Origin of the sequence: Paraflavitalea speifideaquila, from assembly GCF_032395985.1 — a bacterium.
In the GTDB taxonomy this organism is placed as follows: Bacteria; Bacteroidota; Bacteroidia; order Chitinophagales; family Chitinophagaceae; genus Paraflavitalea; species Paraflavitalea speifideaquila.
The window spans coordinates 4067049-4080864 of sequence record NZ_CP135920.1 but is presented as its reverse complement, the minus strand read 5'-3'; the positions used below and the strand labels follow the sequence as shown (position 1 = coordinate 4080864).

Here is a 13816-nt window from a genome sequence, read left to right as displayed (position 1 = left end):
ACGGCGCAAAGATAACAGAATATTGACATAACAATTGTTCATGGACTTACACGCACTGACAGCCATTTCTCCCATCGACGGTCGCTACCGTAACCAGGTACAGCATTTGGACGAATACTTTTCCGAATTTGCCCTCATGAAATACCGGGTGCTGGTAGAAGTAGAATATTTCCAGTTCCTGGCCGATAAAAATTCTTTTCCCTCACCGCCCCTATGCGGAAGGCTTTGCGTGAAATGGTGGACAATTTTAGCATTGAAGATGCCTTGCAGATCAAGGAAACAGAAAAGATCACCAACCACGATGTAAAAGCCGTGGAATACTTTATCAAAGAGAAATTAAAAGCGGCCAAAGCCGAGAAAGTAACCGAGTGGGTGCATTTTGGCCTTACCTCACAAGATATTAATAATACCGCTATCCCCCTTTCGTGGAAACATGCGGTAGAATTTGAATACCTCCCTTCACTGCTCAACCTCAACCGGCAATTGGAGATCCTGTCTGACGAGTGGAAAGAGATCCCCATGCTGGCCCGTACCCATGGTCAGCCTGCCAGCCCTACCCGGCTGGGTAAAGAGATCCGGGTATTTGTGGAGCGACTGGAAAACCAGGTAGAACAATTTATCTATATCCCTTTCACCGCCAAGTTTGGCGGGGCTACCGGCAATTTCAACGCCCACCAGGTAGCCTATCCTAAAAGGATTGGGTAAAACTGGGCAATGATTTTGTAGAAGGTGTATTGGGACTGCAACGCCAGCAATTCACCACCCAGATCGAGCATTACGATTTCCTGGCTGCCCATTTCGATGCCATGAAAAGGATCAATACCATCCTGCTCGACTTTTGCCGGGATATCTGGACCTATATCTCCATGGATTACTTTAAACAGCAAACCCGCAAGGGTGAAATTGGTTCTTCGGCCATGCCGCACAAAGTAAATCCCATCGACTTTGAAAATGCCGAAGGCAACCTGGGTATTGCCAATGCCTTGCTGGAACACCTGGCCGCCAAACTGCCGGTGAGCCGCTTGCAGCGCGACCTGACGGACTCTACGGTTCTTCGTAATATCGGCGTTCCTTTTGCCCATGTGATCCTGGCCATCAAATCCATTGAAAAGGGATTGGGTAAATTGGTACTGAATGACGAGCGCATTTATACCGACCTCGACAATAACTGGGCCGTGGTGGCCGAAGCCATTCAAACCGTATTGCGCCGCGAAAACTATCCCCAGCCTTATGAGGCTTTAAAGGAGTTGACCCGTGGTAAGAATGGCATCAATAAACAAACCATGCACCAGTTTATTGATGGCCTGAAGATCCCGGCTACTTTGAAAAAGAACTGAAGAAGATCAGTCCCCATAACTATTTCGGTACAAACCCGGATTAATTAGCTAATTAGATAATTTGAAAATGTGCTAATTTGAAAGTGGGGCTTTGCTCCCATACGCACCTGCTATTTAACAGCAACCAGGCATTAAAGCATTTTCAAATTCTCAAATTGCCACATTATCACATTTGTATTTCCACCAAATCATATTTCCCTTCTTTGTATAGGGAACAAAATTGTTTTTAATAGTACTTTGATGGAGGCCGCATTGGTTTCATCCGTTTCCGCCAGCATACATTGTACGTCCGGCCGTCCTTTACCCCAGCGTACCATACCTCCTACCGCTTCCGTCATGAAACCTTTGCCCTGGAAGGCCGGCATGGTGCCATAGCCTATTTCAATATCGCCATTGCCCGTAGGTTCGCCCTTAAAACCCAGTTCGGCCACGATAAGGCGGGTTGATTTTTCCACCACCACCCAAAATGTATAGAAGAGGTAATTGTCGGCCGTAGAGGCAGCCATTTGCGGGAGGGTAAACTTATTCATCATTTGCTGCACTGCCGGCACTACGATGCGGCCATTACAGGCCAGGCGTACCGACTTCTCAAAAGATCATCCGCCTGCAGGTACAGTTGCAATTGCTCCCTGGTCAGTGGAGTGATCCATAGGCGGGCCGTCTCAACCATGAGATGAAGGTAAAGCCTAGCCGGGAAATCAGGAATTTGAAATTGAATGATAGAAATAGTATGTTGTAAATCAGGTTATTGTTTGAGGTATTCCTCAATAAATCGCTCTGCGAAATGTGGGGTAATTTGTAGATGTTCATAAAGGTCCGACACGTTCTGGTGTAGGGTCACATCGGTAGTAATTAGTATTTTATGGAATGTACCACAGCATATTTTTACGAGATAAACGTCCTTTCTAGGTAAACCGGCTTCTACTTCCTCCGTAAACTCTTGGGTTTCTTCTACCCAATGGATCTTTAAAAGGTTTTGCAGGAATTGATTTTTCACAATACGGACCACCTGGCGTTGCTGGGGAGTCCATTTTCCCGATTCCTGATCCAATAAATAGAATTTACGGGCAAGGCGAGTGTCTTTTGCAAAACTATTTTATCACAGATTTCCAGAATTTTCATCAGAAATTTTGCGGCGAGCAGGTATTTGTTTTCATCCGCCATCCAGTGATAAAACCATTCATCAATCGTTAGTTGCTTCTTTTCTTCCATTCTGTTAGTTTATTATAAGCCTAACAGAGCCTTAAGATTTTCCAGTTCGCTTTCCATGAAGGATTGTAACCCACCCTCAATTTGTCCTTTCTCATTAATAGTTTGAGGAACAATTGTCGTTTCCCCTTCTTCAGACTTCGCCAGGTAGAATTGAACATCATCCGTTTTCAACTCACCATTAGCTATTTTCCTTAAAAAACCTGATACGATATTTTCACTATGCGTAGTCAGAAATATTTGCTTTTCTTCTTTTTGAGCAATTTCCGTGAAAACATCTACCAGTTTGTTTTGAGCGGAAGGGTGCAGATGTATTTCCGGTTCTTCTATAAATGCGAGGGATGTACTTTTCTTTAATAGATTGATAAGCATGTAGACCGCCTGATTTACTCCAAAACCTTCATTTACCAGGTCAACAGTAAATCTCTTATCGTTTTGTGTTCGCAAGTAAAAAGAAGAAGTACCTGGTATAGCAACAAAGCGAAAGGTTTTATTAAATATCTTTTTAAAGTAGTAATCAATTTTTGATTCGAAGTCCCTTTCCTGTTTTCGAATACTTAACGCAAATTCCGATTCTTCATTGGGTTGTTCTGTTGAAAATATGGCATTAAAGAACCCCCTTTTCACTGATATAACTTCTATATTTTTATGTCCTCATATACAGAATTAAACGCTGGTTCAAAATAAAATTGAACCCCTTTAACATGCTCAAAAGTTAATCCATTCCATAACATTTTAATCCCGCCAATATCAACTTCTTTCTTTTGAGTTAAGGAGTAGGGAAAATCTAGGTTGATGTACTTGATAATATCGTTAAACTTAAATACTATTTCCGATCCAGGAAATACATCCTTATCAAGGGTTAAAGAATATTTAAAGTCGAAGCTCTGGATTTTTAACTCCCTAGATTGAAGCCTGCTTTGCAAATCGACTATAAATGACACCTTTACAAGATGGTCAGTGTTTTGCTTAAAAGTTACATTTTCAAACCCTCCCAAATTGATGAACCCCAGGTTAAATAGGCTATCCAACCGTTGAGTTGGGTTTAAAAAGAAGTTTCTGAAAATATACGGGGCATACAATACAGAAGACTTACCGGATCCATTGGGCCCGTAGAGAATGTTGATCTTTTTAAGCGGAATGGATTGCTGCTTAATTGACCGAAAACCTTCTATATCAATCTGCTTAAACATGAAAGGATTTGCTTAAAGATAACAAAAGACATTACAATAAACTACGGCCCACACTATTCTTACCTTACACCGCCTCCTTATGGATCTCACTCGTAAAGTGAAACTCGATATCCGGGTTGTTCTGGCGCTCGGTATTGAGGAACCATTCACTTTGGGCCAGGTAGACCAGGTGGCCATCTTTATCCGTGGCGATATTGTTGCTCTTGAAGCGGGTGAAGTCTTCCAGCTTTTTGGGATCAGTACTCGTAATCCAGCAAGCCTTGTAATAAGGCTGCGCCCTGAACTCGCAAGAGGCCCCATATTCCTGTAAAAGACGGTATTGGATCACCTCAAACTGTAGTTCTCCCACACATCCAATGATCTTTTTATTGCCGCCAAACTGGGTAAACAACTGAGCCACCCCTTCATCAGTAAGCTGTAAAAGACCTTTTTCCAATTGCTTGGTTTTCATAGGGTCCTTGTTGACTACCTCTTTAAATATTTCAGGAGAAAAGGCAGGTATGCCGGTAAAGTAAAAGTCTTCCCTTCCGTCAGCGTATCGCCAATTTTAAAGTTACCCGTATCAAACAAACCCACAACATCGCCTGGATAGGCCGCCTCAATAACGTCTTTGTCCCTGGCCATGAAAGTATAGGGATTGCTAAAGCGTACATCTTTGTCCAGGCGCACGTGGTGGAAGTATTTATTGCGTTCAAACTTGCCCGAGCAAACCCGCAGGAAGGCGATCCGGTCGCGGTGCTTGGGGTCCAGGTTGGCATGGATCTTAAAGATAAAGCCCGAGAACTTGTCCTCGTCCGGACAGATTTCCCGGAGGGAGGTAGGCCGGCATCGGGGAATGGGCGCTACACGGATAAACGTATCCAGCATTTCCTTGACACCAAAATTGTTGATGGCGCTGCCAAAGAATACGGGGGCCACTTTGCCTCCCATATAATCCTGCGCATTCAATTCGCCATGCACCCCATCTACCAGTTCCACATCTTCCCGCAGCAAGGCAGCATCTTTGTCACCCAGGCGATCATCCAGGATGGGGTCGTCCAGGTCCGAAATACGGATGGAGTCATCCTCTGCGGCCTTGGTATTGGCCGTAAATAGCAGCAGGTTTTTATCGTGCAGGTTGTACACCCCCTTAAAGTCCTTGCCACTGTTGATGGGCCAGGTCATGGGGTGCAGGTGTATATTCAGCTCTTTTTCGATCTCTTCCAGCAGGTCAAACCGGTTTTTACCATCCCGGTCCATCTTATTGATGAAAACGATCACCGGCGTATCGCGCATCCGGCATACTTCCATCAGGCGGCGGGTTTGTTCCTCTACCCCATTCACACTATCCACTACCAGGATCACACTGTCTACAGCCGTCAGCGTGCGGTATGTATCTTCCGCAAAGTCCTTGTGACCGGGTGTATCCAGCAGGTTGATGAGGATGCCCTGGTATTCAAAGCTCATTACCGAAGTGGCTACCGAGATACCCCGTTGGCGTTCTATCTCCATAAAGTCACTCGTAGCATGCTTCTTGATCTTGTTGCTTTTTACCGCGCCGGCCGTTTGAATGGCGCCTCCAAACAACAGGAATTTCTCCGTGAGGGTGGTCTTACCGGCATCGGGGTGCGATATGATGGCAAAGGTTCTACGCTTCTGGATCTCGTTTAAATATTTCATTCTCTATTTTAGATTGGCCTGATTATGTGTTAATAATCAGCTTATTATTGTCGTTGTATTTGCGGTGTATTTTGAACGTAGCTACTTGAAAACCGCTGCAAAGGTATCATTTTGGAGGGAGATTCCGGGACTTTCAGGGTGCCCATTCCAGTTCGCTCCCATCAAAACAAGCTCACCGTCCAGGTACGGGTAAATACGGCAGCCGCAGGAAGTTTATTGATGCCTTCCTTCTCGGTTAGTTGCTGGTTGCTGCCTACCCCATCGGCTATGCCGCACCAGGGTTCCAGGCATACAAAATCGGCATGCTTCGCCGCCCAGATACCAAAGAAAGGAAACCCGGGGAAGTCCATTGTCAACCCATGGTTGGTTTGGTCCGACTTGATCGTGATGCGGGAGGATTTCAATCCTTTAACTACCAAAGCATCTTGTTGGAACAGGGCTTTGGTCAAAGGCAGCAGCTGCCCATCCAGGAATAATGGCGTAGGCTCGGCCTCAATGAGCCCATCGGGCGAAATGGGCCAGCGGGGAGTGTTTTCTTCCTGGTCCAATACCAGGTAGTAATTGTTGTAACTGGTGCCCTTTGTCAGGGGTATCTTAAAAGCCGGATGGCCGCCTACCGAAAAGTACATGTCTTCCTTGCCCGTATTGGTTACCTTATAGGTCACCGCCAGGGTATTGTCCAGTACAGTATACCGTATCCGGAACTCGAAAGTAAAAGGAAATACCTTCAGCGTTTCCTGATTGCTCTTGATCAAAAAAGTAATGGTATCGGTAGTTTGACTTTCTACCGCAAACTGCTGATCGCGCGCAAATCCATGCCGGGGTAAAGTATAGGATTGATCTTTATATATAAATTGGTTACTTTTTAAAGTACCTACAATCGGAAATAGAACCGGTGAATGTTTGCTCCAAAAAGCGGGATCACCTTCCCACATGTATTCCAAACTATTTTCTTTATGCACGAGGCTGGTTAATTCGGCGCCTTTGGGATTGATCACTGCTTTTACGAGGGGACTTTCAATGCTAAACATGGTAGATGATTTCAAATTGCTAAATGCCTTGCAAGATACGGAGGAAGTCGGGAAGTCGGGAAGACGGGAAAAGCCCGGAAGTCCGAAAGACCGAAAGTCGGGAAGTCCGAAGGTCAGAAAGACGGTAAGAAAAATTGAAGCACAGGGTATTACTTTCCGACTTCCGGACTTTGCTGACTTCCGGACTCTACTGCCTTTGCCGACTTCCGGACTTTCCGACTTTACTGACTCTTCTGTAATATTTTGTCCAGCCTACCTACCAATGGTCATATTAACGCTTCCGGTTAGCGGGAAAACATTAAATTTGATTCATGCGCCGCATATTTGAAATATTGGGCAGTAGCCTCAACCTTACCTGGCAGGAATTCAAATCCCATAAGATTCGCACCTTGCTTTCCCTAAGCGGGGTAGCTTTCGGCATCTTTTGTATCATAGCCGTACTGGCAGCGGTCAACAGCCTGGAATATGCCGTACAAAAGACATCAAGGCGCTAGGCACTAATACAGTATATATTGATAAGTGGGAATATGCCGATGGCGGCAATGATTATCCCTGGTGGAAATACGTAAAACGGCCCGATCCTGCGTATGATGAAATGATCATGTTGAAGAAGAAGGTGCCAGGCGCTGCCAATGTAGCCTTTAATATCAGTACCACCAATACCCTGGAAGTAGGCGATAACAGTATTTCCGGCGTCAACTACTATGGCGTTACCGATGAGTTTTCAATATACAGCCCATTGAAATACAAATGGGCCGTTATTTGCAGCCGTCCGACTTTGATTATGGCGCCAACGTATTTGTGATCGGCTATGAGGTAGCTGTCAACTTGTTTGGCAATGCCGACAAAGCAGTAGGGCAACTGGTGAAAATGAAGGAAGGAAAAAGAGGCCTGGTAGTGGGATTGATCAAAAAGCAAGGTAAAAGCATTGTGGGTGGCTGGGAATATGATAACAGCATCCTGATGCCCCTGGGTTTTATGCGGACGATGGTGCGTGAAAAAACAGCAGTCCCATCATCATGGTGCAAGGCAAGGAAACCGTACCCATGGCACAATTGAAGGATGAACTGGCCGGCGCCATGCGCTCCATCCGTAAACTGAAGCCTACCCAGGAAAATGATTTTTCCCTCAATGATATTGATGCCTTCAGCAGTTTTGCCAGCGATATCTTTGGCAATATCAATAAAGGTGGATGGGCCATTGCCGCCCTCTCACTGGTAGTGGGCATGTTTGGTGTAGCCAATATTATGTTTGTAACCGTGCGGGAACGCACGCCCCAAATAGGTCTCAAAAAAGCAATAGGCGCTAAAAGTTCCACCATCCTCACCGAATTTCTCCTCGAATCCGCCTTCCTCTGTATCATGGGCGGTCTGTTGGGCGTATTGGGTGTATTTCTGCTCACCCTGATCTCCACTGCCTTGGGTTTTACCGTGTTCATTGCCCCCAGCATTCTGGCATTGGCCATCGGTATTTGTATCCTTGTAGGCGTGCTGGCAGGTATTATTCCGGCATCCATTGCCGCCCGCATGAATCCCGTAGAGGCTATTCGCTCCAAATAGGTAGAATGGTTCATGAGTTGATTAGTTGACAGGTTTACAAGTTGACAGGGTATACGTATCTTTGCACCCCCTTATCCTTATCAACCTATTCACTTATCAATTGATCAAATAATCAACTTGTCAACTACAATCCTCGCCATAGAGTCTTCCTGCGATGAAACCTCAGCTTCCGTATGCCGGGATGGTCTTATTTTATCCAATGTCATTGCCAGCCAGAAGGTCCATGAACAGTATGGCGGTGTAGTGCCCGAACTGGCTTCCCGGGCCCACATGCAGCATATTGTACCCGTGGTTGATAAAGCCATGAAGGATGCAGGTTGCACCATGACCGACCTGGATGCCATTGCCTTTACCCAGGCGCCGGGCCTGATTGGCGCTTTGCTGGTGGGGGCGCAGTTTGCCAAATCCCTGTCACTGGCCCTGAATATACCACTCATAGCCGTACACCATATGCAGGCTCATGTAGTAGCCAACCTCATCCCGTCAGTCACCAATGGCCAGCCCGATGCCAAACCGGCCTTTCCCTTCCTTTGCCTTACCGTAAGTGGGGGCATACGCAGATCGTACACTGTGAATCACCTTTAAAAATGACCGTCATCGGCGAAACAATGGACGATGCCGCCGGTGAAGCCTTTGATAAATCGGCCAAATTACTGGGACTGCCCTACCCCGGCGGTCCGCTGATCGATAAATATGCCCGCCAGGGTAATCCCGACCGGTTCAAGTTTCCCGAACCCAAAATACCGGGCCTGAACTTCAGCTTTAGCGGTCTTAAAACCGCTATCCTGTATTTCCTGCAGGAGAACCTGGCTGCCGATCCCCAGTTCGTAGAAAAGAACCTCCCGGATATCTGTGCGTCCATTCAGCACCGCATTGTGACCATTCTCCTGAACAAGGTCAAAAAGGCGGCTATTCAAACAGGGATTAAAGACATCTGCATTGCCGGTGGCGTATCGGCCAATAGCGGTTTGCGCAAAGCCTTACAGGAATGGGGACAGCAATTCCGCTGGAATACCTTTATCCCGGCTTTTCAATACTGTACCGACAATGCAGCCATGATCGCTATGACGGCATATTATAAATTCCAGGCAAAAGACTTCAGCAATTTGTCGGTAGAGCCCACCGCACGTGCCGAATGGTAACGTAATTCTATGGCCTTCAAAAAGCCAGATTCAGGTACAACTACTGATGCCTGGTTTTGTAGTGAAATTTACCTTTAGGCCGTCAACCACCACCTGTATCTACTTTGCTGCCTATGGCCAATACTTACTTTCAATTCAAACAATTTACTATTCACCAGGATCAATGTGCTATGAAAGTATGCACCGATGCCTGCATCCTGGGCGCCTGGTTTGCCGCCAAAGTACCCGATTATTATAACATCCTGGATATAGGTAGCGGTACAGGCTTATTGATGATGATGTTGGCACAGCAATCCGAAGCCGAGATACATGGCATCGAGATCGACCTGGCAGCTTTTAAACAGCTCAAAGAAAACATAGGACAAAACAGTTGGAAAGAAAGGCTCCGCGTATTTCCCGGCGATGCGCGTACCTACTCCTTCCCGAGGAAGTATAATTTCATCATCAGCAACCCTCCTTTTTTGAGAATGACCTGCTGTCCGGATCAGATGAAGAGCAGGTAGCCAAACACAGTAAACTGCTGAAGCTGGACGAACTGGTACAAACTATTGACGACAACCTCGACAGCCAGGGTAGTTTTGGTGTACTACTCCCCTACCATCGCTGGACCTATTTTCATGAGCTGGCTACCCGGGCGGGCTTTCACCTGGTAGAGAACCTGTTTGTAAAGCAAAGTCCCCGGCATGCCAACTTCCGCTCTATCCTACATTATAGCCGCCATAAAGAAAACTTTGCCCCGAATACGAACTCATCATTCAAAAAAGAAGAAGGCGGGTATACCGATGATTTTATTGAACTGCTGAAAGGATACTACCTGCATTTGTGAGCAAGGAGAAAACGTGAGAGGTACCCGGAGAGAGGGTATTGATGGCGTCAGGGCCTTGTACGGCTTGAGCTCCACTACTGGCAGTTACATATTTTAATTGTTCATCAAGTAGTATCCAGTTAAGATAGGCCTTGGGCTTGGTAGATTGATCGGGATTGTTGCCGGGCTTAAAGGCATTTAATGGGCTTAGCAAGGGTTAGCGCCCCAGGCACAAGTACACTTCCACACATTTCCAACACCGCCTACTTGCGCCAGTTAAGGGGGCAAATATATATTTAATAGGCTTCTTGTTTTATTAAATCTCCCTTTTCTGAATAAAAGTACCAAGTGCCAGTTTTTTGATCATTGGTATGATTGCCTGATTCCTTTAGTATACCATTTTTCCAGTAATATTTCCAATAACCATTCCGGAGCATCAGCGTTTTTACAGTGTCCCATCTGATTTTTCTGTAGCAATATCTACAATCTCGATCGAATCTTTCTTTACTACCGCGGTTTTCATACCTTGAGATTCAATTAAGCCATTGTTATAGAAGTTGGTGACTTCTGCATTTAAACCTGTGGTATCAATATATATTTCCTTACTGATAATACGGGCACCTTGCCCTGCTGTAATGATCCAAATACCAACTTGCTTTCCATTAAGATAAACGCCTTCGTAGAAGGCTCTTTGATGCCCGGATGCGTCAGGGTATATCATTTACCAATATCCCTGAGGTGTATTATTTGTATCCCTGAGGTTTATTTTAATATTTGTATAAGGGGTTACTGCCGTTATATTTTGTGCACAAGCAGACTGCTGAATATAAAGCAGGCTCATGCAGAATAATAGGGTAATGTGCATACTATTTAGTTTATACTTAATCCAGGACAATTTGCCTTTTTGTCTAATATTTCCAGTTCTTTATTCTCTGCTGCAATATGATTATCACCATATCCCTGGTCTGAAGTCTTAAACCTTATTTTTTTGGCCATCAGGGGCAACCATATTGACAGGATCATTGGCTGCATACACATAGGGAGATGATGGGTCATATTTTTCCGCAAATGGATCCACCACATGCCACCTTCCTATCTGCGCCTCATACATCCTGGCCCCGTAATCATACCATTCCAGACCACTGCCATCACTAAACTCTTTTCTCTGTAATTCGGAGCCATTATTGCACTTATACATGTTTTCCAATTTACCAATGGCTTTTGAACTTATCCCCGCCATCGTCAACCCAAATGGATAATAATGCGTTTCCCCGGTGAGGGGGCCGGTATAGTGCTGCACCACCAGGTTATCAAAGAACATCCCGACAATTCCTGTCGGGACAAGCTATCCCAGTTCTGGGTTTCATTGCTGAGGTATACATAAAAATATCCGTTTTGGGCGATATTTACAATACAGGGCGATAAGGCATATTGAAAAACCATATCAGCTTATTTGCGGGATTACAAAGCCAGGCAGGCCTATGCTTCCTGAATATGACAAAGCCATCATACAGGCACAAGATACCATCACACAAACCCACCCCTCAATCTTGCGCCAGTGAAGGGGATAATTCGCCTGTTATGTCGCAAAAAAACAAACTCAGCAATCGCATTATTGAACTACGCAAGGCTAAAAACTGGTCGCAGACCGACCTGGCTGCCAAGGTGGGCGTATCTTATGCGCAGATAGGACGCTATGAGACAAAGGACGCCCAGCCGCCTGCGGCGGTGCTGAAGAAGATTGCCGATGCCCTCGATACAACGGTTGATTTTCTGGTGAACGGCAATACCAGCGATAAAGCCAATGCAGTGTTGCAGGATGCGGAGGTGATCCGCTATTTTATGGAAGTGGATGCGCTGCCGGTGGAAGATAAATCCGCCCTGCTGCGCGTGATCGCTGGATTTATCAGGGATGTAAAAACGAAGCAGGCGTATGCACAATAAAAAAGCGTAGGTGCAACCTACGCTCAGTAAGGGGTTCTGTTGGATAATTAAGTCACTTTATTCTATTTACTGCTACAATTCCATCTCCTCGTTCTAAAGGCTTAAAAGCCCAATAATGCAACAATCTTATTGTAGTGTCTTTAAAATATTCATCTTGCGTGAGCAATCCTAAAGACTTATCAAAAGGCCTATTGTCAACACCAAACTCCCATTCAAAGTTTTGATCAGGAATAAGCATTGTAGCTTGAACATTCTTAAATATTAAAATATTTCCTCCATGGGAAAAGACAACATCATATTCTCTTTGCTTTAGCTCCTTCGGTTTGATCAGATAACCAGCACTATCTAATACTACTTTTAATGTATCATTTTTATTCGCGAATACCAGGTTGCTATTTTGTCCTAAATACTGTTTAATTCCATCAATAACAAACAAAATCCTTATTCGATGATCTTCTAAATAGCTTGACTTAAATGAACTACTCAATACTATTATTAACAAAACCGTATATATACATGTATTACGTAACAAAGTTGCAATTATTTAATTGATCTAAACTTGTCTAATGGGAATGTTGCTACCTGAGTTGCCTTTATACCAGAGGAAAGAGCTAAAATGTAAACCGTATTATTACGAGCCCCCAAAACAAAACTATAACCTGTTTGACCTCTTATATTCGCATCTCTTTGGGTTACTACCAAGTCTTATTCTGAAGGCGGCTGTGCAAATACGTAACCTGGTCGCGATTCGCCACTTGGATGAGCATGATATGTACCTGAAATGGTCATGTCTTTATAGGTTTCCATATTCTTTAAAACATTTCCGTCACCTTGCGTGAAATCTATTTTTTGAGGATCAATACCAACCTTTGTATCTCCCTGTTGAAATACCGGGCCAGCTATTGCACTAAAAGCCACTTCATTACCGTTAGGGTCTGTGCCATGAATGCCCCCTCTTCGTGCCTACCGCCAGATATATCAGGCATTTCTGCAGTAAGACTTGGGCTCTTAGAACGATCTACAGATTCACCCATTTTTGTCTGACTCCATAAGATGGTAATTGTATAGCAGAAGTTACATCTTTTAGATCAATAGTTTCACCATTTTTACTTCTCACTTTAATCTCCTCTGCTTCAGACCTATTAGCTACAACGTAATTTTTACCATCATTTTTACCATCAGTCCCAATTTTATTCGCTTCTTGGTCATAAAAGTCACAACAGGGAGCATTCCATCGGGATCAATAAATCTAATCGGATTGTCAAATGCATAATTATAAGGGCTATGCCTTCTCATTTTATCCGTCAATGGGTCTACCACATGCCATCTACCAATTTGCGGATCATACATCCTTGCTCCGTAATCGTACCACTCCAGTCCACTACCATCATTGAACTCTTTTTCCTGTTTTTCTTTGCTATTGTACTCATACTTATTATCCAGCTTGCCGATGGCTTTTGAGCTTATCCCCGCCATCGTCAGTCAAACGGATAGTAATGGGTTTCCTCCATGATGGGACCGGTAATATGCTGTACACTCAGGGTATCAAAGAACATCCCGACAGTTACTGTCGGGACAAGCTATCCCAGTTCTGGGTTTCATTGCTGACGTAAATATACAGAAATCCATTTTTAGTCATGGGGATGGCGGACTGGGCCAGGGCGAGCACGGCATTGGCGCCGCCTACGGGAAGGGCCCCACTGCTGGCTGCTACATATTTTAATTGTTCATCAAGTAATATCCAGTTGAGGTAGGCCTTGGGTTTGCTGTTGCCAGCCTGGGAAGGCTGGTGAGCAGTCTGGAAACTGGTCACGGCGCTTGCCAGGGGCCGGGATTGGCACTGAGCTGGGCCAGGGTGCCCTTGGCCTGTCCTGCCGCACCCACGAGCAACGTGTACCTCCGAGTAGCTAAAAATTAAGATATTATAAAAAGTTTAC

General features: G+C 45.0%; 22 protein-coding genes and 1 pseudogene. 9 read left to right on the top strand and 14 right to left on the bottom strand.

Annotation, left to right across the window (positions count from 1 at the left end):
• The first annotated feature begins 40 nt into the window (after positions 1-40).
• The 3 genes from RS881_RS27850 to RS881_RS27840 are packed head-to-tail and all read left to right on the top strand — an operon-like array spanning position 41 to position 1337.
• Positions 41-307, top strand: coding sequence for a hypothetical protein (locus RS881_RS27850; RefSeq protein WP_315824100.1), 267 nt, complete (start codon positions 41-43; stop codon positions 305-307).
• Entirely contained in the window at positions 235-705 is a 471-nt protein-coding gene (locus tag RS881_RS27845) for a lyase family protein (RefSeq protein WP_315824099.1), read from the top strand. Before RS881_RS27850 ends, RS881_RS27845 begins: the two co-directional genes overlap by 73 nt.
• A gap of 29 nt (positions 706-734) precedes the next feature.
• The gene (locus RS881_RS27840; RefSeq protein ID WP_315824098.1) at positions 735-1337 is read left to right on the top strand and encodes a lyase family protein; all 603 of its coding nucleotides are present in this window, start codon (positions 735-737) and stop codon (positions 1335-1337) included.
• A 188-nt stretch (positions 1338-1525) separates the two neighbouring features.
• On the opposite strand, the gene RS881_RS27835 is transcribed toward RS881_RS27840, so the two are convergent.
• From RS881_RS27835 to RS881_RS27805, 7 genes are all read right to left on the bottom strand, one after another.
• Positions 1526-1888, bottom strand: a complete 363-nt coding sequence (locus RS881_RS27835) for a GNAT family N-acetyltransferase (RefSeq protein WP_315824097.1) — start codon at positions 1886-1888, stop codon at positions 1526-1528.
• 194 nt (positions 1889-2082) lie between these two features.
• Positions 2083-2388 carry a hypothetical protein gene (locus tag RS881_RS27830; protein WP_315824096.1) on the bottom strand — a complete coding sequence of 102 codons (306 nt, stop codon included), beginning with the start codon at positions 2386-2388 and terminating at the stop codon, positions 2083-2085.
• 173 nt (positions 2389-2561) lie between these two features.
• Positions 2562-3173, bottom strand: coding sequence for an AAA family ATPase (locus RS881_RS27825; protein ID WP_315824095.1), 612 nt, complete (start codon positions 3171-3173; stop codon positions 2562-2564).
• Positions 3174-3184: 11 nt separating this feature from the next.
• Complete coding sequence (locus RS881_RS27820; RefSeq protein ID WP_315824094.1) at positions 3185-3739, bottom strand: AAA family ATPase; 555 nt, start codon at positions 3737-3739, stop codon at positions 3185-3187.
• A gap of 64 nt (positions 3740-3803) precedes the next feature.
• Entirely contained in the window at positions 3804-4190 is a 387-nt protein-coding gene (locus RS881_RS61725) for a hypothetical protein (protein WP_315824093.1), read from the bottom strand.
• Positions 4191-4204: 14 nt separating this feature from the next.
• On the bottom strand, positions 4205-5398 hold the full coding sequence (locus tag RS881_RS27810; protein WP_315824092.1) for a peptide chain release factor 3: 1194 nt from the start codon (positions 5396-5398) through the stop codon (positions 4205-4207).
• A 161-nt stretch (positions 5399-5559) separates the two neighbouring features.
• On the bottom strand, positions 5560-6429 hold the full coding sequence (locus tag RS881_RS27805; RefSeq protein ID WP_315824091.1) for an aldose 1-epimerase family protein: 870 nt from the start codon (positions 6427-6429) through the stop codon (positions 5560-5562).
• A 424-nt stretch (positions 6430-6853) separates the two neighbouring features.
• On the opposite strand from RS881_RS27805, the gene RS881_RS27800 reads away from it, so the two are divergent.
• From RS881_RS27800 to RS881_RS27775, 5 genes and pseudogenes are all read left to right on the top strand, one after another.
• A complete protein-coding gene (locus tag RS881_RS27800) occupies positions 6854-7234 on the top strand; it encodes a hypothetical protein (RefSeq protein WP_315824090.1) in 381 nt (126 codons plus the stop codon).
• Positions 7192-7488, top strand: coding sequence for an ABC transporter permease (locus tag RS881_RS27795; protein WP_315824089.1), 297 nt, complete (start codon positions 7192-7194; stop codon positions 7486-7488). The genes RS881_RS27800 and RS881_RS27795 overlap by 43 nt, the downstream gene beginning before the upstream one ends.
• Positions 7449-7988 carry an ABC transporter permease gene (locus tag RS881_RS27790; protein ID WP_315824088.1) on the top strand — a complete coding sequence of 180 codons (540 nt, stop codon included), beginning with the start codon at positions 7449-7451 and terminating at the stop codon, positions 7986-7988. Before RS881_RS27795 ends, RS881_RS27790 begins: the two co-directional genes overlap by 40 nt.
• A 243-nt stretch (positions 7989-8231) precedes the next feature.
• Positions 8232-9130: pseudogene (tsaD, locus tag RS881_RS60065) on the top strand (tRNA (adenosine(37)-N6)-threonylcarbamoyltransferase complex transferase subunit TsaD).
• Between the two features lie 113 nt (positions 9131-9243).
• The gene (locus tag RS881_RS27775; RefSeq protein WP_315824085.1) at positions 9244-9633 is read left to right on the top strand and encodes a tRNA1(Val) (adenine(37)-N6)-methyltransferase; all 390 of its coding nucleotides are present in this window, start codon (positions 9244-9246) and stop codon (positions 9631-9633) included.
• Between the two features lie 285 nt (positions 9634-9918).
• On the opposite strand, the gene RS881_RS27770 is transcribed toward RS881_RS27775, so the two are convergent.
• The 3 genes from RS881_RS27770 to RS881_RS27760 all read right to left on the bottom strand — a co-directional run bounded on the left by RS881_RS27770 (position 9919) and on the right by RS881_RS27760 (position 11256).
• Positions 9919-10149 (bottom strand): hypothetical protein, encoded by a 231-nt coding sequence (locus tag RS881_RS27770; protein WP_315824084.1) that lies wholly within the window; start codon positions 10147-10149, stop codon positions 9919-9921.
• Positions 10150-10380: 231 nt separating this feature from the next.
• Positions 10381-10656 carry a hypothetical protein gene (locus tag RS881_RS27765; RefSeq protein ID WP_315824083.1) on the bottom strand — a complete coding sequence of 92 codons (276 nt, stop codon included), beginning with the start codon at positions 10654-10656 and terminating at the stop codon, positions 10381-10383.
• A 252-nt stretch (positions 10657-10908) separates the two neighbouring features.
• Positions 10909-11256, bottom strand: coding sequence for an RHS repeat domain-containing protein (locus RS881_RS27760; RefSeq protein ID WP_315824082.1), 348 nt, complete (start codon positions 11254-11256; stop codon positions 10909-10911).
• A 260-nt stretch (positions 11257-11516) separates the two neighbouring features.
• On the opposite strand from RS881_RS27760, the gene RS881_RS27755 reads away from it, so the two are divergent.
• Positions 11517-11879 (top strand): helix-turn-helix domain-containing protein, encoded by a 363-nt coding sequence (locus RS881_RS27755; RefSeq protein ID WP_315824081.1) that lies wholly within the window; start codon positions 11517-11519, stop codon positions 11877-11879.
• Between the two features lie 52 nt (positions 11880-11931).
• Here the strand turns inward: RS881_RS27755 and RS881_RS27750 are convergent, their stop codons facing one another.
• The 4 genes from RS881_RS27750 to RS881_RS27735 all read right to left on the bottom strand — a co-directional run bounded on the left by RS881_RS27750 (position 11932) and on the right by RS881_RS27735 (position 13692).
• Positions 11932-12315: a hypothetical protein gene (locus RS881_RS27750; protein ID WP_315824080.1), complete on the bottom strand. Its 384-nt coding sequence runs from the start codon at positions 12313-12315 to the stop codon at positions 11932-11934.
• Positions 12316-12584: 269 nt separating this feature from the next.
• A complete protein-coding gene (locus tag RS881_RS27745; RefSeq protein WP_315824079.1) occupies positions 12585-12797 on the bottom strand; it encodes a hypothetical protein in 213 nt (70 codons plus the stop codon).
• Between the two features lie 228 nt (positions 12798-13025).
• Positions 13026-13355 (bottom strand): RHS repeat domain-containing protein, encoded by a 330-nt coding sequence (locus RS881_RS27740; RefSeq protein WP_315824078.1) that lies wholly within the window; start codon positions 13353-13355, stop codon positions 13026-13028.
• Positions 13356-13443: 88 nt separating this feature from the next.
• The gene (locus RS881_RS27735) at positions 13444-13692 is read right to left on the bottom strand and encodes a hypothetical protein (protein WP_315824077.1); all 249 of its coding nucleotides are present in this window, start codon (positions 13690-13692) and stop codon (positions 13444-13446) included.
• Between the last annotated feature and the right edge of the window lie 124 nt (positions 13693-13816).

Coding starts and splice junctions, on each gene's coding strand:
- RS881_RS27755 (WP_315824081.1), top strand. CDS start 11,517: ATGTCGCAAAAAAACAAACTCAGCAATCGCATTATTGAACTACGCAAG.
- RS881_RS27850 (WP_315824100.1), top strand. CDS start 41: ATGGACTTACACGCACTGACAGCCATTTCTCCCATCGACGGTCGCTAC.
- RS881_RS27805 (WP_315824091.1), bottom strand. CDS start 6,429: ATGTTTAGCATTGAAAGTCCCCTCGTAAAAGCAGTGATCAATCCCAAA.
- RS881_RS61725 (WP_315824093.1), bottom strand. CDS start 4,190: ATGAAAACCAAGCAATTGGAAAAAGGTCTTTTACAGCTTACTGATGAA.
- RS881_RS27740 (WP_315824078.1), bottom strand. CDS start 13,355: ATGGCGGGGATAAGCTCAAAAGCCATCGGCAAGCTGGATAATAAGTAT.
- RS881_RS27760 (WP_315824082.1), bottom strand. CDS start 11,256: ATGTTCTTTGATAACCTGGTGGTGCAGCACTATACCGGCCCCCTCACC.
- RS881_RS27765 (WP_315824083.1), bottom strand. CDS start 10,656: ATGATATACCCTGACGCATCCGGGCATCAAAGAGCCTTCTACGAAGGC.
- RS881_RS27775 (WP_315824085.1), top strand. CDS start 9,244: ATGGCCAATACTTACTTTCAATTCAAACAATTTACTATTCACCAGGAT.
- RS881_RS27810 (WP_315824092.1), bottom strand. CDS start 5,398: ATGAAATATTTAAACGAGATCCAGAAGCGTAGAACCTTTGCCATCATA.
- RS881_RS27820 (WP_315824094.1), bottom strand. CDS start 3,739: ATGTTTAAGCAGATTGATATAGAAGGTTTTCGGTCAATTAAGCAGCAA.
- RS881_RS27845 (WP_315824099.1), top strand. CDS start 235: ATGGTGGACAATTTTAGCATTGAAGATGCCTTGCAGATCAAGGAAACA.
- RS881_RS27790 (WP_315824088.1), top strand. CDS start 7,449: ATGGTGCAAGGCAAGGAAACCGTACCCATGGCACAATTGAAGGATGAA.